Below are 23,652 nucleotides of genomic sequence, written 5' to 3' on the forward strand. Positions count from 1 at the left end.
CTTTTGTTGATTAATTGTATATTTTTTCAAAAAACGTAAATAAATCCTATGAATTTTGTCAAATTGATTAACTTCGGCCCAACTAAATACAAAGTTCCTAATCAAGTATTCAGAACCTACAATTCGTTAATTATATGAAACATAATTTTGGTGCCGGACCAGGCATTTTACCTCAGGAAGTTTTAAAACAAGCTTCCGGGGCGGTTATTGATTTTAATGGTACAGGATTATCATTGCTGGAGATCTCTCACCGGTCGAAAGAATTTGAAGCAGTTTTGGATGAAGCTGTTGCATTGGTAAAAGAATTATTTGCTGTGCCAGAAGGTTATTCGGTGTTGTTTTTACAAGGCGGCGCCAGCACGCAGTTTGCTATGGCCCCTTACAATTTATTGCCTTCAACAGGTAAGGCCGCTTACCTGGAAACAGGTGTTTGGGCCAACAAAGCTTTAAAAGAAGCTAAGTTTTTTGGCGAAGTGGAAATTGTTGCCTCTTCAAAAGCCGACAATTTTACTTACATCCCTAAAGATTATACTATTCCTGCCGATGCGGCTTACTTCCACATCACTTCAAACAATACCATTTATGGTACACAGTTACAGGAATTCCCAAAATCACCGGTGCCGGTTGTTTGCGATATGTCGTCAGATATTTTCAGCCGCAAAATTAACGTAGCCGACTTTGGTTTAATTTACGCCGGCGCTCAAAAAAATATGGGCCCTGCAGGTGTTACCCTGGTGATTGTTAAAGATGAGATTTTAGGTAAAGTTGACCGCAAAATCCCGGCTATGTTTAACTACCAGGTGCAAATTGAAGGCGGATCGATGTATAACACGCCACCATGTTTTGCTATCTATGTATCGATGCTTACATTACGCTGGTTAAAAGCCAAAGGCGGCGTTGAAGTTATCGAGCAGGAGAACATCACAAAAGCACGTGTATTATATGACGAGATTGAACGCAACCCGTTATTTAAACCAGTTTGCGCGGTTGAAGATCGCTCGAATATGAACGTAACTTTTGTAATGGAAAATGCCGAACTGGAAAAACCATTCCTGAAACTATGCGATGAAAGAGGTATAGTAGGAATCAAAGGCCACAGGAGCGTTGGTGGTTTCCGCGCATCAATTTATAACGCGTTGCCAATAACCAGCATTTACGCCCTGATTGACGTAATGCAGGAGTTTGCAGAAGGAAATAAATAATTAAACGTTCATTAGTTCACTGGTTCATTCGTTTCATTAGTACATGAAGGAGCAGACCGGTGAACTATCCAACTAAATCAATTATATAAGAATCGTTTATTAGGTCACGTTCATTAGCTCGTTAAAAATTTAATGAAGCCGACAAATGAACCAATGAACTAATGAACCAATGAACTAACAAGATGATCAAAATATTAGCTAATGATGGTATCGACCCGATTGGAAAACAGCTTTTAGAAGAAGCCGGTTTTATTGTTGATACCAATAACATTCCGCAGGATGAATTGCCTGTGAGATTACAAGAGTACGATGTTATTACAGTACGCAGTGCTACCAAGGTACGCAAAGCGCTTATCGACGCGTGCCCAAATCTAAAAGTGATAGGCCGCGGCGGTGTTGGTATGGATAACATTGATGTAGAATACGCAAGGGAAAAAGGTTTGAGCGTTTATAATACGCCTGCGTCTTCTTCCTTATCTGTTGCCGAACTTGTTTTTGCCAGTTTATTTGGCGCGGTTAGGTTTTTACCTGATAGCAACCGCAAAATGCCGGTTGAAGGTAGTACTAAATTTAACGACCTGAAGAAAGCTTACGCAAAAGGTATCGAACTGCGCGGTAAAACTTTAGGTATTGTTGGCTTTGGCCGTATAGGCCGCGAGGTTGCTAAAATAGCTATCGGCGTTGGTATGGAAGTTTTAGCTTATGACCTGTTCCCTTTTAATCCTGAACTGGATATTGTTTTAGGTGGCGGTACAACTGTTAAAGTAAGCGTTAAAGCAGCTACTTTAGAAGAAGTTACCAAACAATCTGATTTCATCACCCTGCATACGCCATTTATTGAAAAGGCACTTTTTGGCGCCGAAGAATTAGCGTTAACCAAAAAAGGCGTTGGCCTGGTAAACATTTCACGTGGTGGTTTAATTGACGAATTGGCTTTGGTCGACGCGTTAAACAGCGGCCAGGTTTCATTTGCAGCTTTAGATGTATTTGATAACGAACCAACCCCTCGCGAAGAAATTCTGAAACACCCTAAAATTTCGTTAACCCCTCACATTGGTGCTGCCACCAATGAGGCCCAGGAAAGAATAGGTACCGAGCTTGCCAGTTTGATCATTGATCATTTTAAGAAATAATAACACGAATTTTACGAATAAAAACGAATGGCACGAATTCCTAAAGAGTCCGTGCCATTTTGCTTTGTTGGAGTCCGAGACTTACGAAGTTTTCAAAACTTCGTAAGTCTTCTGTTTGCCGAATCAATTTGTGGAATCCGTGTTAAATATTATATGTTACATCCTTTTCCGGTATGGTAACTGTATACCCTTCATCCTCCAAAGAAGCAGCCAGTAGCTTCATACTTTCTCCCTCACCATGTACCAGGAATACGTTCTTTAGTTTTGCTTTATCCTGCTGTTTCACATTATCTAAAAGGTCCTGGTGATCGCCATGAGCACTTAGTACGTCGGTTTGTTTAATAGTGGCGTAGACGGCTAATTCGCGGTCTTTAATGTGAACGATAGGATCACCCCGCAGTAAACGGTGGCCCAGGGTGCCCTTGGCGCAATAGCCAATGAACAGGATGGTGCAGTAGTAGTTTTGAATATTGTAAAACAGGTGGTCCTGGATACGGCCGCCCTCCAGCATTCCGGCTGAGGAAATGATGATACAAGGCTCCCAGTAATTAGAAATCTGGCGGCTGTCCTTCAGGGTTTCTACATAGGTAAGGTTGTCAAATTCAAATTCGTCGCCTTTATCTTTATAAAAGTCTTGGGCTTCCTGGTTTACCAGGCTATGGTATTTGCGGAAAATGCCGGTTGCCATGGTGGCCATTGGGCTATCCACAAATACTTTTACGGGTGGTAATAGCCCTTCGGTAAAAATTTTGTTTAAAGAGTAAACCAACGACTGTGTACGCCCGATGCTGAAAGCCGGTATAATTAAACGGCCCTGCTCTTTAACGCATGCCTTTTCAATAACTTCAACAAGGGTTTCCTCTACCGATTTGCCTTTGGTATGATAACGGCCGCCATAAGTTGACTCTGATACCAGGAAGTCAACGGGAGGCAATTCCTGCGGATCATTTAATACCGGGTAATTTTTTCGGCCGATATCGCCGGTAAAGGCAATTGATTTTTCTTCGCCGTTTTCGGTTACCTTTAAAACTGCGGATGCAGCACCTAACAGGTGGCCAACCGGGATAAAAGTGAGCTCGATATCGCCGTTAATCCTGAACGGGCGATTAAAACCAATGGTAACAAAACGTTCCACCGTATCCATCACGTGCTTTTGCAGATAAAGTGGCTGTGGGCCACCGCCCGAATTGAATTTGCCTTTACCGCGTTTGCGGTTACCCTTACCTGCCTTATTCATGAAGATGCTTACAGAGTCAAGCAATAATAGCTCGGTCAAATCAGCGGTAGGGGGAGTGCATAAGATCTGGCCGTTAAAGCCAAGCCTTACCAGTGTAGGTAAATTACCGGAGTGATCGATGTGCGCATGTGTAAGTATTACCACGTCGATCTCTTCCGGCCTGAAGGGAAAGTTTTCGTTTGATTGTATGCTGCGGTCCTTCTCATAATCTAACCCGCAATCCACTAATATTTTGTATTGGCCTACCTGCAGCAAATGCATGCTGCCGGTTACCTGTCGGGCCGCCCCGTGTATGGTTAATTTCATTTGTTACGTTGAACGTTGTACGTATTACGTTATACGTGTTTATTTGCTGAGTAATGGCCGTATCGCCACACATCTTAAGTTGTGAATATAATAGTTTATGTAGTGTTTTTCCAAAACGTATAACGTAATACGTACCACGTAAAACCTACCCCGCTTGTGTTTCAAACTGCAGCTGGCTTAAATAACGGTAAAGCCCCTGTTGGTTGGCAATGAGTTCCTGGTGGCTGCCACTTTCGATGATCTCGCCTTTTTCCAAAACGATGATTTTATCAGCCTCGCGAATAGTTGATAAGCGGTGAGCTATGATGATAGATGTACGGTCTTTCATCAACTCTTCCAAAGCTTCCTGTACCAGGCGTTCCGATTCAGAATCTAAGGACGAGGTTGCTTCATCCAGAATTAGTATCGACGGGTTTTTAAGTAATGCCCTCGCAATAGCGATACGCTGACGCTGCCCGCCAGATAATTTTACACCGCGTTCGCCCACGATGGTTTCATAACCCTCCGGGAACGATTGAATAAACTGGTGCGCATTGGCCCGTTTGGCTGCTTGTATAATATCTTCCTTAGATGCATTCAGGCGGCCATAAGCAATGTTCTCCAATATCGATCCGCCAAAAAGTAACACATCCTGCGGCACTATAGCAACCTGGTTGCGGATATCAGTTATTGAGTATTCGTCAGCCGCGCGCCCATCAAACAAAATAGTGCCACTTTGCGGGTGGTAAAATTGTAATATCAATGATGCCATTGTGGATTTACCCGAGCCGCTTGGCCCAACAATGGCCACTTTTTGGCCTGCTGCGGCATTAAAAGAAATGCCTTTTAAAACGGTAAGCTCTGCACGGGATGGGTAGGCAAAAACAACATCGTTAAAAGATAAATTACCTTGAATGGGTTGCTCTATTTTGTTATTGCTTTCAATCATGGAGATATCTTCTCCCTTTTCGGCCAGTATCTCCAGTACGCGTTCGCTTGCACCAACTGCTTTTTGCAGGTTGGCATATAAATCAGGGAAACTGCCCATAGCCGCGCCTACAAATATAGAGTACATGATAAAGGTGGTCAAATCACCTACATAGATTTCTTTATGACTTACCAAAACTGATCCATACCATATTACGCCCACAAATGTCCCAAACAAACAGAACACGATGAACGAAGCAAAAATGCCACGAAACTTAGCCCCTTTAACCGCGATATCAACTACGTTACGTAATATTTTATCGTACCGGGTAGCCTCGTAAGCCTCATTTACAAATGCTTTAACATTAGCTATACCCTGCAAAGTTTCTTCAACAATAGTATTTGATTCTGCTAACTTATCCTGCGCCTGCCGTGATAGCTTGCGGATGAACTTGCCGAAAAATACAGCAAATGCTACAAGGAAAGGCAAAACTGCTAACACTGCAAGAGTTAGCTTTAGGGATACAATGGCCAGAAATGTAACACCACCAACCATGATCACAACCTGCCTCACAATTTCTGCAACTGTAGTAGTTAATGTATCCTGAATTTGAGAAAGATCGGCAGATATGCGGCTGTTCAATTCACCAACACGACGGTTGGCAAAAAAGTTCATTGGTAGGGTTATAAGTTTAAAATACGTATCCTTCCTAATATCGGCTAATGATTTCTCGGCCACCTGAACAAACCAAACCACTCTGAAAAATGATATAAAGGCCTGCCCAAATAGCAATACAAAGCCAAAAATAGCTATGTAATTTAAGCTATGCGGTAAAAACGAATATTTGTATTTACCCTGCGCTGCATCTATCAAAGCACCCAATATAGCCGGGAATGCAAGGCCTACCAGGCTGGATATGAACAGGAACAACATTCCCGCCATAAATTTCCCCCGGTATGGTTTGATGTAAGTGAGCAGTTTGCGGATATTCTGTATGCTCTGCCTGTTAATTTTTGCTTTGGGTAGTTCGGCTTCTGCTTTAGCGCCACTGTTCAATCTTCCTCGTGCCATTTATAGTTTTAAGTAGTTACGGGCGCGAAATTACACCTTCCCTTTGTTTTTTTGGTAAAGCAAATACAAAATTGACGCAAGCATGAGGGCAATAATGGTAATATAAATGGGTTGCGAATTGTTTGTTTGCCCTTTGTTTTTAATAACCTCGGCTTTTAACTGCGCGTTCTGTTGTCTTAACTTGCTTATGGTGAGCAGGAAATTATGGTTTATTGTCTCGGCTTCTTTGCTATGGCTTTGGATTTGTCGTTGTTGAAATGCGCTGTATTCAAAAAGTATTTTCAGCTCCTTAAATATAGCGTCATCGGTTTTGGCAATATCCATTAGGATACCGCTCGATCGCCTGATATCATTTTTTGTCTGGAAACCAAAAATGCCGCTGTGCTGGCTTAAGCTTTGGCTGTATTGCCCAAATTTTGCCTTACGCGCTGCCAGCATGGCGTTAATTTTTTTTCGCTGAAGCTGATAGGCTACAGAATCGGAGTTAACCTGCGATTGGGCCAACACATCGCCCAGGGCAAAAAAACAAAGTAATCCAAATAGTAACAGTTTTTTCATAGGTTAATTTACTGAAATTCGATAATTACCTTATCGTTAAGGTTTAACCCTAATAAGCCGCTGGCGTTACCTTTATTAATAGCAATCTCCAGGTGGTCGCTAATGCCAAACAAACAAAGCTTTTCGCCAACGGGTACCTCGTTATAGTGCCAGCTCAGGTGATTGATCGTTTCGTTGCGTTTAAAGTTAAGCACAAATTTGCGGCCCTGCTGCACACTGTTAAAAAACTCCTTGGTAATGTTGGTTATTACATTTTGAAACGAATCGATATAAATCACCACGCCTTTGATGAGGTTTTTTTCGATAACAGGCTGCAGGTTCATTTTGTTTTCGATATCATGTACCGGCAGGCCAATTTCGCTCAGTTTGCCGCCCCTGGCTAGGTGGCAGGCAGCTTTAACAAAAATATCCGCAAGCGGAAAATGTAAAAACTTTAAATCCTGCATAATATTTATCTCCACTATCTCTTCCGGATCGGTATCAAACATTAACGAAAAAATTCCGTTATCGGCCCCCACAAAATAATGTTTTTTGTACCTTACCGCCAGGTACTTGGTATGGTCGCTGTAAACGGTATCTATGCCTATAAGGTGTACGGTATCTTCGGGGAAGTAATAAAAACTGTTCTTTAATATAAAAGCGGCCTGCTGTATATTAAAAGCCGCCACGCTGTTGGTAATATCAACTATATTAACTGTGGGCAACAATTTGTAGATGCTACCCTTAAGCGCAGCCTGGTAAATGTCCTTATCGCCCAAATCAGTAGTTAATGTTATTATTGCCATTAATTTTATAAATATTTATTGCTAATCTTGTAATAGCATTTGAAGCTACAAATATTCAATTTTTAATTCATAAAAATCCGTAACTAAAAAATCAATTAGTATTGAACGAACTTAAGCTATCAATTGAAAACGTAAATCCAGCCGTATTGTGGGGGCCAAATAATGATCATTTTGAGATCATTAAGAAACAATATCCCAAGCTTAAAATTGTTGCACGGGGCAGCGAAGTAAAAGTTTTGGGTGATGATCACGAACTCAATGTTTTCCAGGAAAAATTCTCGCACCTGCTTAGTCACGTCGAGAAATTCGAGAACCTGAACATTACCGATCTTGAACGTATTTTAGGATCAAAAGTATCTGCAGCTTCATCATCGGAGCCGGTAACCGACAAATTTGCCAGCGGCGAAGTAATTGTCTTCGGCCCCAATGGCGTAATGGTGAAAGCCCGTACCGCCAACCAGCGTAAAATGGTTGATAGCATAAACCAAAGCGATATTTTGTTCGCTATTGGCCCTGCGGGTACCGGTAAAACCTATACTGCGGTTGCATTAGCTGTACGCGCGTTAAAGAACAAAGAAATTAAGCGCATTATTTTAACCCGTCCGGCAGTTGAAGCAGGAGAGAACCTCGGCTTTTTGCCCGGCGATTTAAAAGAAAAAATCGACCCGTACCTGAGGCCATTGTACGATGCGCTTGACGACATGATCCCGGCAGAGAAGTTGAAGTTTTACCTGGAAAACCGTACTATAGAGATTGCACCCTTAGCCTTTATGCGTGGCCGCACGCTTGATAATTGCTTTGTGATATTAGATGAGGCCCAAAATGCTACCGATATGCAATTAAAGATGTTCCTGACACGTATGGGGCCATCGGCCAAATTTATTGTTACCGGCGACGTAACGCAGATAGATTTGCCCAAAAAACAGCAATCGGGCCTGCATACCGCCCTGCGCATATTAACAGATATAAAAGGAATAGAAATAGTATACCTAAGCGGCGAAGACGTTGTACGCCATAAATTGGTACGCAAAATTTTGGCAGCTTACGGGGACATACAGTAGGTTGGTGAGTAGTGAATGGTGAATGGTTGGAAAATTAATATCGCCATTAACCACTCACTACTCACTACTCACCGCTCACCACTCACTAATATGAATTCAATAAAAGAAACACATTTTAACTTTCCGGGCCAGACAGGCTTTTATAAGGGGAAGGTACGTGATGTATATACGATAGATAACAAGTACCTGGCCATGGTGGTATCCGACAGGATTTCGGCCTTCGATGTGGTACTGCCCGAGGCTATCCCTTACAAGGGGCAGGTACTTAACCAGATAGCGGCCCGTTTTTTAAAGGCCACAAGCGATATTGTACCTAACTGGGTGATATCTGTGCCCGACCCAAGTGTTACAATTGGGCGCATCTGCGAGCCTTTTAAGGTGGAGATGGTGATACGCGGTTATTTGGCTGGTCATGCTGCCCGGGAATACGCTGCCGGCCGCAGGCAGGTTTGTGGCGAGGCATTACCTGAAGGTTTAAAGGAAAATGATATACTGCCCGAACCGATAATTACACCCACAACCAAAGCATCGGTAGGGCATGATGAAGATATTTCAAAAGCAGATATCCTGGCAAAAGGTATTGTATCCGCCGAAGATTATGCCCAACTGGAGGCCTATACCAAGGCATTGTTTAAACGCGGTACCGAAATTGCTGCCAAACAAGGCTTAATCCTTGTAGATACCAAATATGAGTTTGGTAAGGTTGATGGCGTTATTTATTTGATAGACGAAATTCATACGCCCGATTCATCAAGGTATTTTTACAAAGAAGGTTACGAAGAGCGCCAGCAAAAAGGCGAGCCGCAAAAACAATTGTCGAAAGAGTTTGTCCGCAAATGGCTGATTGAAAATGATTTCCAGGGCAAGGAGGGACAGGTTGTTCCGGTAATGACGGAAGATATTGTTGCATCGATATCTGAACGTTATATTGAACTTTATGAAAAAATAATAGGCGAAACTTTTGTAAAATCGGATACCGAAAGTGTTTTAAACAGGGTAGAAGTTGCTATAAAGAATGCGCTTAGTATTATGTAATTTTTAATTCCACATAAAATAATCATATCTTAGCTTATTAATTTTTATAAGAATGAAATTTGCTGTCGACAAACACGAGAAATACATTTTAGTGAAGCTTAACGAATCAAAATTGAATTCGTTAGTAACGCCTCAATTAAAATCTGAACTGATATTGATCAATACGGAAGGACAAAGAAATATCATTCTTGACCTTTCACAAGTGAAATTTGCCGATTCATCCGGCTTAAGCAGCTTGTTGGTTGGTCACCGTTTGTGTAAAAACGCATCGGGCGTATTCATATTATGCGGATTAAATGACGCCGTTGCCCGTTTAATCACCATCTCACAGTTGGATAACGTACTCACTGTTGTACCTACAGCAGAAGAAGGCGTTGATCTTATTTTCATGGAAGAGATTGAAAAAGAACTGAAAAAAGAATCAAGATAAATCATATATTGTTATCCCATTATGAAATTTGAGGTAACAATACTCGGAAGCAGTTCTGCCACCCCCATTTTTAACAGAAACCCTACAGCACAAGTGCTCAATATAAACGAGCACTTGTACTTAATTGACTGCGGCGAAGGCACCCAGCAGCAAATGCTGCGTTTTGATATTAAAGCCAGCAGGATAGATTATATTTTCATCAGTCACCTGCACGGGGATCATTATCTCGGCCTGGTTGGGCTCTTGTCGTCAATGCACCTTAACGGGCGTAAAAAAACACTTTATCTTTTCGGGCCGCCGCATTTAATGGAGATCATCGATCTGCAATTAAAATATTCAGAAACTATCCTGCACTTCCCCTTAGAGTTTAAGCAGACGCACACCCAACACCCCGAAGTGATTGTAAACAACAACGATATTATTGTTGAAACAATCCCCCTTAACCACAGGATTGATACCACAGGTTTTATATTTAGAGAAAAAAAGCGCCTGCGCAAACTACGCAAGGAGGTAATTGAGCATTTGCAAATCCCGGTACCTTATTTTACGGCGCTAAAAAAAGGCGCGGATTATATTGCACCAAGCGGGCAAGTGTATAAAAACGACGATCTGACTATTGATTCGGATCAGCCCAAATCATACGCCTACTGCTCGGATACACTATACGGGGAACAATATTTTGCACAAATAACCAATGCCACCCTGCTTTACCACGAAGCCACATTTTTAAATGAAATGCTGGACAGGGCCAACGATACCTACCATACCACCGCGTTACAGGCCGGTGATGTGGCATTAAAAACAAACGCAAAAAGATTATTGATTGGCCACTTTTCTGCCCGTTATAAAACCCTGACGGAATTGTTGGATGAAGCTAAAAGCGTATTCCCCGCAACCGAACTGGCTGTTGAAGGACGCACTTTTTACATTGAATAATGCCTGCAGATGTGCAGATTTCAAATGTGCAAATTTCAGATGTTTGATGATTTTTAATGTTATTCTCATTCGAGACCAAGAACTTCAGTGCAAAAAAAGCCGGTGATTGTTAATGATCACCGGCTTTTTTGCGCTTGTCTTAATTCTTGATTCTTAACTCTTGATTCTTTCCCCTAGTCTTTTTTACCGCCAAATACCGAGAAGCTTACATAGCGTTTAGGATGGGCTTTTAAATCGAGCAACAGGTTGTTGAGGCTGTTGGTGGCTGCATCCATGTTTTTGTATACCTTATCATCGTTCATTAACAAGCCTAAAGTGCCTTTGTTAGAATTGATATTGGCGATAGTAGCCTGTAAATCAGCCATCGCTTTGTTGGCATTATCCAATGTGTTTTTAATGTTTGACGCTGCTATATCATTGCTTATTTTTTCAAAATTAGTAGCCATGCCGTTTATATGTACGGTGCTCGTTTTTAAGTTAGACGATACTACTTCGGCATTTGATAGTATCACGTCAATATGTTTGGTTTGGGTGCCCACAAGGTTATCTATCTTTTTGGTAACCCCCTCCAGTGTTTGTAATGAGTTGGCAATGCTCATAAAACTGCGGTCAACATTTTTCTGAAAGTTTGGGTTCAGGATTTTATTGATAGCCGCCAACGACGAGTCGAGTTTTGTAATCAGCATTTCGGCCTTTTTTTGAATCGGCTGCAGGCTTTCGGCCAGGCTTCCCTGTATGTCAGCCTTCAAAGTATCTTTATTTTCGGCGAGTATTTTGCTGTTGCCCAACTCAAAAACAATGGCTTTACTACCTAAAAGATCGGTACTTTCCAGCTTGGCCAGGGTATTGTTTGGGATATCGTATTTCTCCTCAATCTTAAACTCCACTATGGTACGTCCATCCGGCTGAAGCTCCATTTTTGAAATACGGCCAATCTGGAAACCATTTACCAACACCGGTTTTGATACGCCAAGGCCTTCAACGCTATTATATACGGCGTAAAATTTATTTGATCCCGAGAATACATCGTTGCCTTTTAAAAAGCTGTATCCTAAAACAAGTATGGTGATTGCTATTACCGTAAGGGCGCCAATTTTTGTTTCGTTTGAAATTTTCATTAAGTAGTGTGATTATGTTTAAATGTTTTTTGCAGGCAATGCCCGCGGTACAGGTGATGTTATATGCAAATATACGTTTGAACAACTGATTAAGTTTTTATACACACTAATTATCGCGAATTGAAGTTCACACTAATTGAATTGTCACGAATTTTTCCGAATTACACGAATTGAAAAAAAACAATTGATTTTATAATTTGTGTAATTCATCTCAATTCGAAAAAACTCGTGTGTCTCGTTATATTCAACTTTTATAATTCGTGAAATTCGATATAATTAGTAACAAATTCGTGGGTAAATTATTGCGATACATGCTCAACATCGTTCTTATAATTTAACAACGCACGCACAATTGAACTTACAATTTGGTTTTGCCCGTCTTCCGAGTTTAAGTATGCTTCATCGCTTGGGTTATTAATGTACCCTGTTTCAACCAAAACAGATGGCATTGCCGTATGGCATAACACATAAATACCCTGCTCCCTTAAACCCTCGCTTGGGCGTCCATCGGTTTCAACAAATTCGCTATTAATTAAAGTAGCCAGTTTAATACTTTGCTGTCTAAATTTTCTTTTATACTCGTTGGTTAAAATGATAGTAATCGGATCGTCCGGATCCAAACCGGCATCCATCCCTGAATCTTCTTCAACCTGGTTATGTACTATGGTCCTTTCTTCTTCTTTTGACCGGTGTAAACCGTAAACCAATAACAACACACCCTTGCCCGAACGATCCGGTACGCTTACGGTACGGTAAACCGGTTTATGGCGCTTTGTGCCAACTTTTTCCCGCACATGCCTGTCAGATAGTGAGTTGCAATGGATGGATATAAAAAGGTTCCCTTTGTTTTCGTTAGCTATTTCGGCACGGCGTTCAAACGATACGTCATCCTCTGTCGACCGGGTTAAAACAGCCTTTACACCAGCCATATCTTTTTCTATGGCAGCCTGCAATTTTAAAGCGATGGCGAGCGTTACATTTCTTTCTGAAGAAAAACTTCCTGATGCCCCGTGCGAGAAATGCCCCGTCCCGGTGGGCCTGCCGCCGTGACCGGCATCAACGATAATAGTTTTTATTTTGAAACCCGAATTGACAACCGTATCTGTTTTGATGAAGCCGTAAGAAATAAGTGGGAACGATGAAAGGAGTACCAACAATACCAATAAACTATAAATCAATCTTTTCAATGCCCTATTTTTCATTATTTTTGAACGCTGTTAACTATATCTGCAAAAATACTATTCATAATCAATTTTGAAATTCATAACTCTTTTTTTTCTGCTTGCAATTATTTTAACGGTAAATGTACTGGTTGCCGAAAGCAAAGGTACATATAACAGGTATAGCCGCAAGGCCGTTGCAGATACGATTATTAAACTCGATACCACTAAGGCAAGAGACAGGAAACTTCTTAAAGTTAAGAAATCTAAACAAACTAAGCCAAATCTAAATGCAGATGGGCGGGGAGTAAACAATACTTTTAATGTTACCCCTGCTGTAGATACCGTTATTAAGGCGGATACCAATAAAAACAGGACTATCCAGAATAAGCCAACAATCCCGGGTAAGCCCCAAACTGCCTTGCCCGCAACCGATACTACAAAAAAGAAAGACGGCATCCAATCGGAGGTTAAGGCGGTGGCCGAGGATTCGACAATTGTTGATAACGAACATAATATTTTATACCTGTATGGCCGCGCAAGGGTAACTTATGAAGATTTTGAGCTGGATGCAGACTATATCAGGGTCGACCAGAAAAATCACCTCATTTTTGCCAGCGGGAGCATTGATCCACGTACCAGGCGTTATGTTGGCCGGCCGCTATCCAAATCAAAAAGCGAAAAGCCAATTGCGTCCGATTCGTTGTTGTTTAATTACACCACCAAAAAAGGTAAACTTTATAACCCGGCGTCCGAACAGGAAGGTAATTTTATATCAGGAGGCCAGGCAAAAAAACTTAATGAAACTGAGGTCGCCTATCGTAACGTTATATTTAGCACCTGCGATTTGCCTTTTCCGGATACACACTTTGGCATTGTGATTACCAAAGGTATCGGCGAAAAAAACAGGATCATATCCGGGCCGGCTTACCTGGAAATTGAGGGAGTGCCTTTACCATTGGCTATTCCGTTTGGTTTTTTTCCGAAACCCAATACGCGAACATCCGGGGTTATCCTGCCAACTTTTGGCGAGGATGCAAAACTGGGCTTTAAGCTGTCCGGCTTCGGCTATTACCTGGGCTTAAGTGATTATGTGGATTTAACTACAACGGGTACCATCTACTCCAAAGGATCATATGAGGTTAATTCTACTGCACGGTACCTTGTCCGTTATAAATATACCGGTAACCTGTCCTTAAGTTACGGATCGCACAATTACGGCCTCCCTGGCGATCCTGCCGCAAAAGATATCCATATAGATTGGACACACTCGCAGGATCCAAGCGCCAATCCCGGTTCAACATTCAGCGCATCGGTAAACGCGGGTACCTCGGGTTATTTTTCGCGTAATCCTTCAACGTCAAACTATAACGTAGTTACCGCCGCGCAAAGTAGCTTACGGTCAAGTATCTCCTATGGCAAAACATGGGCGGGTACACCTTTTAACTTAAGTGTTGGTATTGGCCACAGCCAGGATATAGCCAATAAAACAATAACTATTGAGCTGCCAACTATCGCTTTTGGTATGTCGTCAATTAACCCGTTTGATTCAAAAGACAGGGTTGGCGAGCAAAAATGGTATCAAAAAATAACAGTGAGCTATAACATGAATGCCACCAATAAGGTAAACAGCATTCCCGAGTCGGAGTTATTTAAAAGTACAGTTACTAAACGGTTACAAAATGGCATTCAACACCAGATCCCGCTGAGCCTTGGGTTAAATGTGCTAAAATATTTTCAGTTTAACAGCAGCGTAAATTATACCGAGCGTTGGTATTTTCAAAGTGTAAACAAACATTTTGAACGCGGAAGCATCAGCAACTCTGATCAGTTATTGGTTGATACACTGCAAGGTTTTAAGCGTGCAGGCAACTACAGTTTAAGTACCGGCCTATCAACTAAGTTATACGGTACTTTAAACTTTAAAGGCAATTTAAAAGCTATAAGGCACGTAATGACCCCTTCAATTGGTTTTGGTTACACCCCTGATTTTAGCGACCCAAGCTACGGATATTATAAAACGGCGGTAAGCCAGGCCAGTGTGCCATATCCCTATACCTATCAAAGATATTCAATTTTGGAAAACGGCGTTTATGGCTATCCATCCGCCGGCAAGCAGGCCGGTATCAGCTTTGCGGTGGATAATATGATCGAAGCTAAACTGAAAGCCAAAAGTACCGATACATCAGGCACCGACAGGAAGATCACCCTTTTACAGGGCTTGTCATTTTCAAGTTTTTACAATTTTGCCGCCGACTCCATGAAATTGGCCAATATTCAGTTTTCGGGGCACACGGCTATTTTTAAACAAAAGGTAAATATTAGTTTTAGCGGCTCATTTGATCCTTATGTTACCGCTGTGCATGATTCTATTGCTAACAATACTATTGTACGCACCAGCCAGCGGGTTAATAAGTTCAGGTGGTCAAACGGTCAGTTTCCGCAGTTAAACCAACTGAGTATTTCAATGAGCGGCAGCCTAAATTCCACATCGGCTAAAGCACCAGGTACACCTAATGTGAATACCTTGCAAGGGGCAGGCACCCCACAATTGCAACGTTTGGCACTGGTAAACAGCGATCCAAATTCATATGTGGATTTTAACGTACCCTGGAATATCTCCTTAAATTACAGTTACAGCTACAGTAATTATCTTAACCAGGTATCTACCAGTAACACGCTGATGATAAGCGGCGATGTAAGCATCACCCAAAAATGGAAAATTCAATACTCAACCAACTACGATTTTAAGGCGATGAAGCTGGCCAGCGCTACCTCATTTTCTATTTATCGCGATTTGCATTGCTGGGACCTTTCGTTTCAATGGGTGCCTTTTGGTTATTTAAAATCATATAATGTTACATTAAAGGTAAAATCGACTATTTTGCAGGACTTGAAACTGAGTAAAAGAAACGACTATTCAAGTAGCAGGACTTTTTATTAATTATTATGCTGGCAGAGATCATAACCATTGGCGACGAAATACTGATAGGACAAATTGTTGATACCAATTCGGCCTGGATGGCCAAGGAGCTTAATAAAATAGGAATAAGGGTAAAACAGATCTCGTCGGTGTCTGACGATAAGGAACATATCCTTAAAGCATTGGCTGAGGCCGCAGGCCGGGCTAAAGTTATTTTTATTACCGGAGGATTAGGCCCGACGAAAGATGATATCACCAAAAAAACATTGGCAGAGTATTTTGGGACCGAAATGGTAGAAGATAAACAAGCATTGGAAAATGTGGAGCGTATTTTTGCCAAATATAACCGCCCGTTGCTTGAAATTAACCGGCTACAGGCCCAGGTACCATCAAACTGCGAGATCATATTAAACAAAAACGGTACGGCGCCTGGTATGTGGTTTAACCATGATGGCGTGATATATGTGTCGATGCCGGGCGTTCCCTTCGAGATGATGTACATGATGGAAGGTGGTGTGATACCAAAGTTAAAAGCTACGCTGAAACTGCCCTCAATCATCCACAAAACACTCTTAACAGTAGGCGAAGGCGAATCATTTTTGGCCGAAAGGATAGCGGATATTGAAGATGCGCTGCCACCGTATATTAAGCTGGCTTATTTGCCCAAATTGGGCCAGGTGCGGTTACGGCTGAGTGCTTTTGGTGATGATATTGCATTGATGCAAAATGGCGTTGATGAATTTGCCGCAAAAATAATAGAGCGGATAGGCCGCGTTTTTGTAGTTGCCGAAGATATTCCTTTAGAGAAAGCGATCCTTAATAAAATGGCCGAAAAAGGGTTAACCTTATCGGTTGCCGAAAGCTGTACGGGCGGATATCTTTCTCATCTTTTTACCCAGCATGCCGGTTCATCAAAAGTGTTTTTTGGAGGCGGAATTGTGTATTCGTACGAGTTAAAGGAGCATATTTTGGGGGTAAAACCAACAACTTTGGCAACTTTTGGCGCCGTAAGCGAACAAACAGTGAAAGAAATGGTAGAAGGCGCACTATTAAATTTTAAGTCGGATTTTGCCATATCCATAACAGGGATAGCCGGGCCCGATGGCGGTACCGAAGATAAACCCGTTGGTACTGTGTGGATTGCGGTTGCAGGTAAAGGAAAGTTGTTGATAAAGAAATACACATTTGGCAATAAAAGACAGCAAAACATCGAAAGGAGTGCTGTAACAGCATTATCCATGTTGAATACTTTACTAACAGATGTTGTAGATTAAACCGCAAAATGTATAATTTTGTGCAGAAAGCATAATTTATATCTATGGCCAAATATCAACTGTTATTGCCAAAAATGGGTGAAAGCGTTGCGGAAGCAACCGTAATTAAATGGAACAAAAATCCAGGAGATCGCGTTGATGCCGACGAAGCAGTAATGGAGATAGCGACTGATAAAGTTGATTCTGATGTGCCGTCGCCGGTGGCCGGTAAATTAATAGAGCAGCTATACCAGGAAAACGACGTGGTACAGGTAGGGGCAATAATAGCGATTATTGAAACGGCCGAACCGGAAAAAGCTGTCGAACCAGAGAAAGCGCCCGAGCCAGAGATAAACCCGGCATCTGCAATTGAAACCACCATTCCTGCAATTGAAATACCTCACATCAATGAGGCTGCTCCTGTTGAAGAAAAGCAAGCTCATTTTGAGGAATATACTCCGTTTAAAGAAGTATATTACACTGAACAGGCGCCTGTTGTTGAAGATAGGGAGATTACAGAATTTCAGCCTGATGTTTCGGCCCCAATTGCTATCCCGGATTTGGCGCAGCTTGAGCAAAAGGCCCCATCACCTTACAACCAAAACTTTAAAGGCGAAGGTAGGTTTTACTCGCCTTTGGTACGTAATATTGCCAGCCAGGAAAATATCAGTATAGATGAGCTTGACCGTATTCCCGGAACCGGATCTGAAGGGCGTTTGACCAAAGATGACCTGTTAAGTTATATACAATATAAAAACTCGCCTGACGCCGCTCAAAAAGAGGCAGCACCTGGGCAATCTGTAGCGGCGGCATCGCAAACTGTTGAGCCATCAAGTGTTGCCGCGCCAGACGAAAGCCCGGTGACCGAACAGGCTGCAACAGAAGAGCCGGCGACTGCTGCATTTGAGCCTGCACAGGTGAACGAACCAGAAGCAACACAGGTTCCGGAGCCACAACCTGTACCGGGGCCCGAAAGAGCGTCCGCGCCAAAAGCTGAAGTTCCGCCTGCACAACCTGCATCGGCCGGGAATTCGGTATCTGGAGCTGATGAGATCATCGAGATGGACAGGATGCGCCGCCTTATTGCCGATCATATGGTAATGAGCAAGCAAACCTCGCCACATGTTACCTCATTTGTTGAGGCCGATGTAACCGGCCTGGTTTTATGGCGCGAAAAGGTGAAGAGCAGTTTTGAAAAACGCGAGAACGAAAAAATAACTTTCACCCCGATATTTATTGAGGCTGTAGTTAAAGCGATTAAGGATTTTCCGATGATCAATGTAACCGTGAATGGTACGCAGATCATCAAGAAGGCTGCTATCAATATCAGTATGGCAACCGCTTTACCCAACGGTAACCTGATAGTGCCGGTGATTAAAAAAGCTGATGAGTTAAACCTGTTAGGGATTACCAAAGCGGTTAATGACCTGGCCAACCGTGCGCGTACAGGTAAATTATTGCCCGATGATGTTCGTGAAGGCACGTTTACCATCACTAATGTAGGCTCGTTTGGCAATGTGATGGGCACGCCGATTATTAACCAGCCGCAGGTGGCGATACTTGCAGTTGGCGCCATCAAGAAAAAACCAGCCGTAATTGAAACGCCGCAGGGTGATGTAATAGCCATACGCCATATGATGTTCCTGTCGCTGTCATATGACCATAGGGTTGTTGACGGTGCCTTAGGAGGCTCATTTGTGCGCCGTGTGGCCGATTACCTGGAGAAGTGGGATGCAAGCAGGGAGATATAAACCTTCATGCTATAAAATGACAAAGCCGGGCCAATCAGTCCGGCTTTGTTGTTTCAAACCACTTGTTTTGGCTTTTTTTGAGTACAGTACGACAAATTATGTCGTACAGAAAAATTAATTTAAAGTCCATAAGTATTTATTTATCAATGCGTTAGTAGGTAAAAATTGGAAATATTGATTTTTTTGACCAAAGTTACACCAATATGAAACGGAACACAATGAGTTGAAAGTCTCCCCTTTAGGGGAGATTTAGAGGGGCTTCCTATTTTACAAGCTCAAAGCCCCAGTCTTTACCTTTATCCATAGCGGGTACTCCTTTGGCCATCCAAACGGGCGCTGGCGCGCCTTTCAAAAAGTGATCGAAATACTGCTGCTCGCGTATGGTAATATCTTTGCGGTTTTGCCGCTGAACAAGGTTGTGTGCTTCGCCGTTATATTGCAGCAGCCAAACTGGTTTACCCAGGCGGCGCAGGGCTGTAAACATTTCTATTCCCTGGTACCATGGTACCGCCCCATCCGCATCGTTACTCATGATCATTACCGGGGTTTGTACCTTGGGTAGCTGGAATAGCGGTGAATTTTCTAAATACAACTCCGGTTTTTCCCATAACGTGGCGCCAATGCGGCTTTGCGTTTTTTCGTATTGAAACTGGCGGTTAACACCCGATTCCCAGCGAATGCCGCCATAGGCCGAGGTCATGTTGGCAACCGGGGCGCCTGCCCAGGCAGCTGCGTACATATTTGTTTGGGTAATCAGGTAAGCCACCTGGTATCCGCCCCAGCTTTGCCCCTGGATGCCTATATGCGCGCCATCAACCCACGAATTCTTTTTCAATGATTCGACCCCCGAATTGATGAATTCCATCGCCGAAGCGCCTGGATGGCCTGTTTTATAGCTGATATCCGGCGCAAACACCAAATAACCATTACTTACAAAAAACGAAATGGGCAGGCGTGATGGGGTTGGGGCAGGGGGCATATAATTATATAATCCTTCGGAAAGCTTTTCATAAAAATAAGCTATCATCGGGTATTTTTTGTTGGGATCGAAATTCTCCGGTTTATATAAAATACCGGCCGACTTATAGCCTTTAGGTGTAGTCCAGTGCACCAGTTCGGCAGTACCCCAATTGTATTGGGCCTGCTGAAGGTTGATGCTGCTTAACTTAACCTCTTTTTTAAGATCGGCTGATATATATAAATCCGGCGAAGATTCATAATTGGCTTTGGTGTAGATGTAAATTGCCGCCTTTTTTGCCCTGGTTAAATCGCCATAGCTATATTTGCCCCAGGTTACCTTTTCAGGCGGGGATTTACTTTCGGGCTTTTTTACAAAGTACCCCCATTGTTTGGTTTCTTCGCTCTGTGCCAGTAACCACATTGCCTGCCCGGAGGGGATGTACTTTTGTTCAGGATCTGTTATATCATACCTGATGATGAGTTTGTTTTTACGTCCTATACCGGTGGTAAAATTAGTGGCCTCGCCAGTAGCCGGATCAATGCTCCAGATATCGTAACGGTCATAAATAAGTACGGCTTTATCGTCTTTTGTCCAGCCTGCCAATCCATATTCCTGGGCATAGTTGGGTACATCGTTCAATTCATTGCCCATTTTTGTACCGATAGATTTTGTCAGTTTTGTTTTAGTGCCGGTCATGATCTGGTAGCTGTACCACTGCTGATCATCGAAATTAAACCATATTACGTATTGCCCATCCGGCGAGATTTGGTAATTTGCCTTTATACCTTGGTTTATCAGCCGTTTGTTGCCGCTTTTGGTGTCAATTAAAATGGCTTGTTGCCTGGTATCACCTTCCCATTGGGCTTGTACGCGCGCGCCGGTATCGGTAAGGCCCAAAACATAACGGGCGTTCTTGTTCTCGGCTACAAAAACTTCGGGAATGGCTTTGCTACCCAATTGTACTTGTTTGGATGTAGGGTCTTCCGGTCGGATAACTGCCAGGTAACTTCGTTTTAATTCCTTTTGCAGGTTTTTGAGTTGTTGTGGCTGCAGGTAATCATCTTTATAGTTCCAGATATCCAGCCTGGCTACTTCAAAATCAACAATGGTAGTATCAGCCGGTTTGGGGATAGGGGCGGTGCCAAAAAATAAGTTTGCGCCACTCTTGCTGAAATATATTTTGCCATCTCCGCTCACAGCCCATTTTTCAGGCATGGTTTCTAAACCTTCTGCGGCTATTACGGCGGCGCTGTCGCGGGTTAAGTTGTAATAATAAAGTTTAAATGGTTTTACCAGTGCTTTTTCAGGGTTTTTCTCGGCGGCAAAGGCCACCTGCCTGCCGGCATCATCAATAGTTATATTGTGGTAATTGCCCCTACCTTTGCTGATAATTTTTACCGCATTCTTATCCACATCAAAGACATACAGACCAGAAGTAAATTGTTTTTGCTTTGCCGGTGCGGTAACTGCAAAAGCCACCAGCTTGCCATTCTTGCTTACCTGGTAATCGGTAATGTATTTAAATGTATGGGTTATGGTACCTGCCAATTGTTTTATCGTAAGGTCGGCACCATTCTGCGTTGGCGGTGCGGTAGTTTCTTTAATAGCTTTTTTGGAGGTATCGCCAGGTGCAGGTTTTTTTAAGGTATCAGCAGCGGATAGATAGGCGATTACATCGGCACTCTCGGCTATTTTAAAGTTTCTGACCGACGGTATTTTGGTTATACTTTGCGTTGAAAGTGAAATAAATCCTAACGTATCCTTAGGGAACTCCGATTGTTTTTTCTTCTTGATCTTAGCCTGCCTGGTATCTTTAAAAAACGGCCTGATCTGGAATACAGCAAATTTGCCGTCGCTGCTGAAACGCGCTGTATCTGCACGCTGTATCTGTACTTTGGTTGTGTTTTTGGCATCGGTTATCACCAGGTCGGCATCGCCCTCCTGCGGTTTTACAACATACATAACCCATTTACCATCATTAGTTATCCGCTGACCGTTTATGCTTTGCCATCCGTCGAAAACGGAATGGTCTAAGGGCTTTTTTGATGTTGTTTGAGCGGATAGGCTAACGCAGGCAGCCGATAAAAAGATTATAAGGAACAGTTTACGCATATCAACTTTGTTAACCATTAAATATGCTCAAAATAGCCCGCTTATAAAAATTAACCACGGGAAAGTTACAATGCCTTGGGCGGTGAGTTGTGAGTTGTGAGTTGTGAGTTGTGATTGGTGATTGGTGAGTGGTCTGAAAGGTATGGGTTAACCGACCGTTTCAGCTAGCCTTTACCTTTCACCTCACCTTTCGCCTTTCACCTTTTACCTTTTGCCTAAAAGAACTATATCATCGCTTTATTCAATGCCTTTATAGCCTCCGCAAAATCTTCTCTTGCAACCAAAAACTGGATGTTTACCTTACGCAGGGCAAAGCCGCAGCTTTTAATATTGATGCCCCTTTGCGCCAGTGCCGTTGCCGATTTGGCCAATAGTCCCGGCTGATCCATGTTGGAACCAATGAGGCATACCATTGCCATTTTTTCTACAGTTACTTTCTCGTAATCATCTTCCAATTCCTGTATCAGTTTTTTATTGAAATCTTTATCCCATATCACAATCGAGATGCTGTTGGCGCTGGTAGCCTTAAAAGTATAGCTTACGCCATATTTATAAAACAGCTGCATGATATGAAAATCGGTACCTACGTTGCCCACCATCGATGGGTCGTATATATCAATCATCATTACGTGCTCGGTACCGGTAATTACCTCAACCCTTTTTTTATCACATATGTACTCGCGTGTGATTAGCGTGCCGGGATGTTCAGGCTGGAAAGTGTTTTTTATCCTCAGGTCAATGTCATTGATCTCTAATGGTTTGGATGCTTTTGGATGGATAGCTTCCATGCCCACATCGGCTAATTGGTCGGCCACATCATAATTGGTATTGCCCACCGGGAAACAATTTTCAACACCTACCAATTGCGGGTCGGCGGTACATAAATGGTATTCTTTATGGATGATAGCTTCCTGTGGTTTTACTTCAACGGCTATTTTACTAAAAGTGACCTCAGAGTAGCCGCGGTCAAACTCGCGCATAATACCTTCGGTACCCTTGGCATAACCTGTAACAATAGTGATGGTGCTGTTGAAATCTATACGCTGCAAATCTTTTTTGATACGCTGATCGATAGTGAACGACCGATGATCGTGAAAGCCACTCAAGTCGACAAAAGTTGCGTTGATACCCATATTATTGAGGATATTGGCAAAGTTAAAAGCCGAATGACTTTCGCCAATAGAGGCCAGGATTTCGCGTGCAGCTAATAAAACATCAGCCTTATTTACGTAGCCGGATGCCAGGATATTGGCAATATTTTCCAGGTAAGTTTGCGCATCGTTAAGGCGCTGCTCTATAAAAGCATCAGCTTGTGTTATGTTAAGCCCCAGGCTTTCGTAGCTTTTATTAATCTGTTTAAGTTTAACTACAAGTGCCTTTAAGGGCTTATGAAAGTCTTTGTAAGTGGCTAAGCGATGGTAAACGCCGGGTGCTTTGGTCTTCTTATTTTCGAGTAGGAGGTTGGTTACCCCCGAAAATGCCGAAACTACAAATATGCGGTTGTACAATTGCTGCCCGCTACGTTCAAACAGGATGATGTTTTTGATCACATCGCCCAATGCGGTCATGGATGTACCGCCGATTTTTTCTACTGTTAACATTATTTTAAAACACGAATAGACACGAATTTTGTCGAATTACACGAATAAAAAGCAAATTTCTGTCTATTTGGATATGAAAATTTTATATGATATAACTGCCTTTACACTAATC

The 23,652-nt window shown here is 42.6% G+C and carries 17 protein-coding genes; 9 read left to right on the plus strand and 8 right to left on the minus strand.

Annotated features, from left to right (window positions below):
* Window positions 1-134: 134 nt before the first annotated feature.
* Window positions 135-1,202, plus strand: coding sequence for a 3-phosphoserine/phosphohydroxythreonine transaminase (gene serC / locus AC1DXF_RS00260; protein WP_477444910.1), 1,068 nt, complete (start codon window positions 135-137; stop codon window positions 1,200-1,202).
* Window positions 1,203-1,384: 182 nt separating this feature from the next.
* Window positions 1,385-2,335, plus strand: coding sequence for a D-2-hydroxyacid dehydrogenase (locus AC1DXF_RS00265; protein WP_477444912.1), 951 nt, complete (start codon window positions 1,385-1,387; stop codon window positions 2,333-2,335).
* A gap of 142 nt (window positions 2,336-2,477) precedes the next feature.
* On the opposite strand, the gene AC1DXF_RS00270 is transcribed toward AC1DXF_RS00265, so the two are convergent.
* The 4 genes from AC1DXF_RS00270 to AC1DXF_RS00285 all read right to left on the minus strand — a co-directional run bounded on the left by AC1DXF_RS00270 (window position 2,478) and on the right by AC1DXF_RS00285 (window position 7,199).
* Complete coding sequence (locus AC1DXF_RS00270; protein ID WP_477444914.1) at window positions 2,478-3,878, minus strand: MBL fold metallo-hydrolase; 1,401 nt, start codon at window positions 3,876-3,878, stop codon at window positions 2,478-2,480.
* 145 nt (window positions 3,879-4,023) lie between these two features.
* Window positions 4,024-5,856 (minus strand): ABC transporter ATP-binding protein, encoded by a 1,833-nt coding sequence (locus tag AC1DXF_RS00275; protein WP_477444916.1) that lies wholly within the window; start codon window positions 5,854-5,856, stop codon window positions 4,024-4,026.
* A 30-nt stretch (window positions 5,857-5,886) separates the two neighbouring features.
* Window positions 5,887-6,414, minus strand: coding sequence for a hypothetical protein (locus AC1DXF_RS00280; protein WP_477444918.1), 528 nt, complete (start codon window positions 6,412-6,414; stop codon window positions 5,887-5,889).
* A gap of 8 nt (window positions 6,415-6,422) precedes the next feature.
* A complete protein-coding gene (locus AC1DXF_RS00285; RefSeq protein WP_477444920.1) occupies window positions 6,423-7,199 on the minus strand; it encodes an SAM hydrolase/SAM-dependent halogenase family protein in 777 nt (258 codons plus the stop codon).
* A gap of 101 nt (window positions 7,200-7,300) precedes the next feature.
* Between AC1DXF_RS00285 and AC1DXF_RS00290 the strand changes: the two genes are divergently transcribed.
* The 4 genes from AC1DXF_RS00290 (at window position 7,301) to AC1DXF_RS00305 (ending at window position 10,661) form a co-directional block, all read left to right on the plus strand.
* Window positions 7,301-8,260, plus strand: a complete 960-nt coding sequence (locus AC1DXF_RS00290; RefSeq protein ID WP_477444922.1) for a PhoH family protein — start codon at window positions 7,301-7,303, stop codon at window positions 8,258-8,260.
* Between the two features lie 90 nt (window positions 8,261-8,350).
* Window positions 8,351-9,295 carry a phosphoribosylaminoimidazolesuccinocarboxamide synthase gene (locus AC1DXF_RS00295; RefSeq protein WP_477444924.1) on the plus strand — a complete coding sequence of 315 codons (945 nt, stop codon included), beginning with the start codon at window positions 8,351-8,353 and terminating at the stop codon, window positions 9,293-9,295.
* A gap of 52 nt (window positions 9,296-9,347) precedes the next feature.
* Window positions 9,348-9,725: an STAS domain-containing protein gene (locus tag AC1DXF_RS00300; RefSeq protein ID WP_090650699.1), complete on the plus strand. Its 378-nt coding sequence runs from the start codon at window positions 9,348-9,350 to the stop codon at window positions 9,723-9,725.
* 21 nt (window positions 9,726-9,746) lie between these two features.
* A complete protein-coding gene (locus AC1DXF_RS00305) occupies window positions 9,747-10,661 on the plus strand; it encodes a ribonuclease Z (RefSeq protein ID WP_477444926.1) in 915 nt (304 codons plus the stop codon).
* A 173-nt stretch (window positions 10,662-10,834) separates the two neighbouring features.
* On the opposite strand, the gene AC1DXF_RS00310 is transcribed toward AC1DXF_RS00305, so the two are convergent.
* Window positions 10,835-11,779 (minus strand): MlaD family protein, encoded by a 945-nt coding sequence (locus tag AC1DXF_RS00310; RefSeq protein ID WP_477444928.1) that lies wholly within the window; start codon window positions 11,777-11,779, stop codon window positions 10,835-10,837.
* Between the two features lie 299 nt (window positions 11,780-12,078).
* A complete protein-coding gene (locus AC1DXF_RS00315) occupies window positions 12,079-12,981 on the minus strand; it encodes an N-acetylmuramoyl-L-alanine amidase family protein (RefSeq protein ID WP_477444930.1) in 903 nt (300 codons plus the stop codon).
* A 52-nt stretch (window positions 12,982-13,033) separates the two neighbouring features.
* On the opposite strand from AC1DXF_RS00315, the gene AC1DXF_RS00320 reads away from it, so the two are divergent.
* The 3 genes from AC1DXF_RS00320 to AC1DXF_RS00330 are packed head-to-tail and all read left to right on the plus strand — an operon-like array spanning window position 13,034 to window position 18,866.
* Entirely contained in the window at window positions 13,034-15,883 is a 2,850-nt protein-coding gene (locus AC1DXF_RS00320; RefSeq protein ID WP_477444932.1) for a putative LPS assembly protein LptD, read from the plus strand.
* A 5-nt stretch (window positions 15,884-15,888) separates the two neighbouring features.
* Window positions 15,889-17,136: a competence/damage-inducible protein A gene (locus AC1DXF_RS00325; RefSeq protein ID WP_477444934.1), complete on the plus strand. Its 1,248-nt coding sequence runs from the start codon at window positions 15,889-15,891 to the stop codon at window positions 17,134-17,136.
* A gap of 44 nt (window positions 17,137-17,180) precedes the next feature.
* Window positions 17,181-18,866 carry a dihydrolipoamide acetyltransferase family protein gene (locus AC1DXF_RS00330; protein ID WP_477444936.1) on the plus strand — a complete coding sequence of 562 codons (1,686 nt, stop codon included), beginning with the start codon at window positions 17,181-17,183 and terminating at the stop codon, window positions 18,864-18,866.
* Window positions 18,867-19,128: 262 nt separating this feature from the next.
* Here the strand turns inward: AC1DXF_RS00330 and AC1DXF_RS00335 are convergent, their stop codons facing one another.
* A complete protein-coding gene (locus AC1DXF_RS00335) occupies window positions 19,129-21,957 on the minus strand; it encodes a S9 family peptidase (RefSeq protein WP_477444938.1) in 2,829 nt (942 codons plus the stop codon).
* 206 nt (window positions 21,958-22,163) lie between these two features.
* Window positions 22,164-23,540: an aspartate kinase gene (locus AC1DXF_RS00340; RefSeq protein WP_477444940.1), complete on the minus strand. Its 1,377-nt coding sequence runs from the start codon at window positions 23,538-23,540 to the stop codon at window positions 22,164-22,166.
* Window positions 23,541-23,652 lie beyond the last annotated feature (112 nt).

This window comes from Mucilaginibacter sp. P2_A5 (assembly GCF_056404995.1).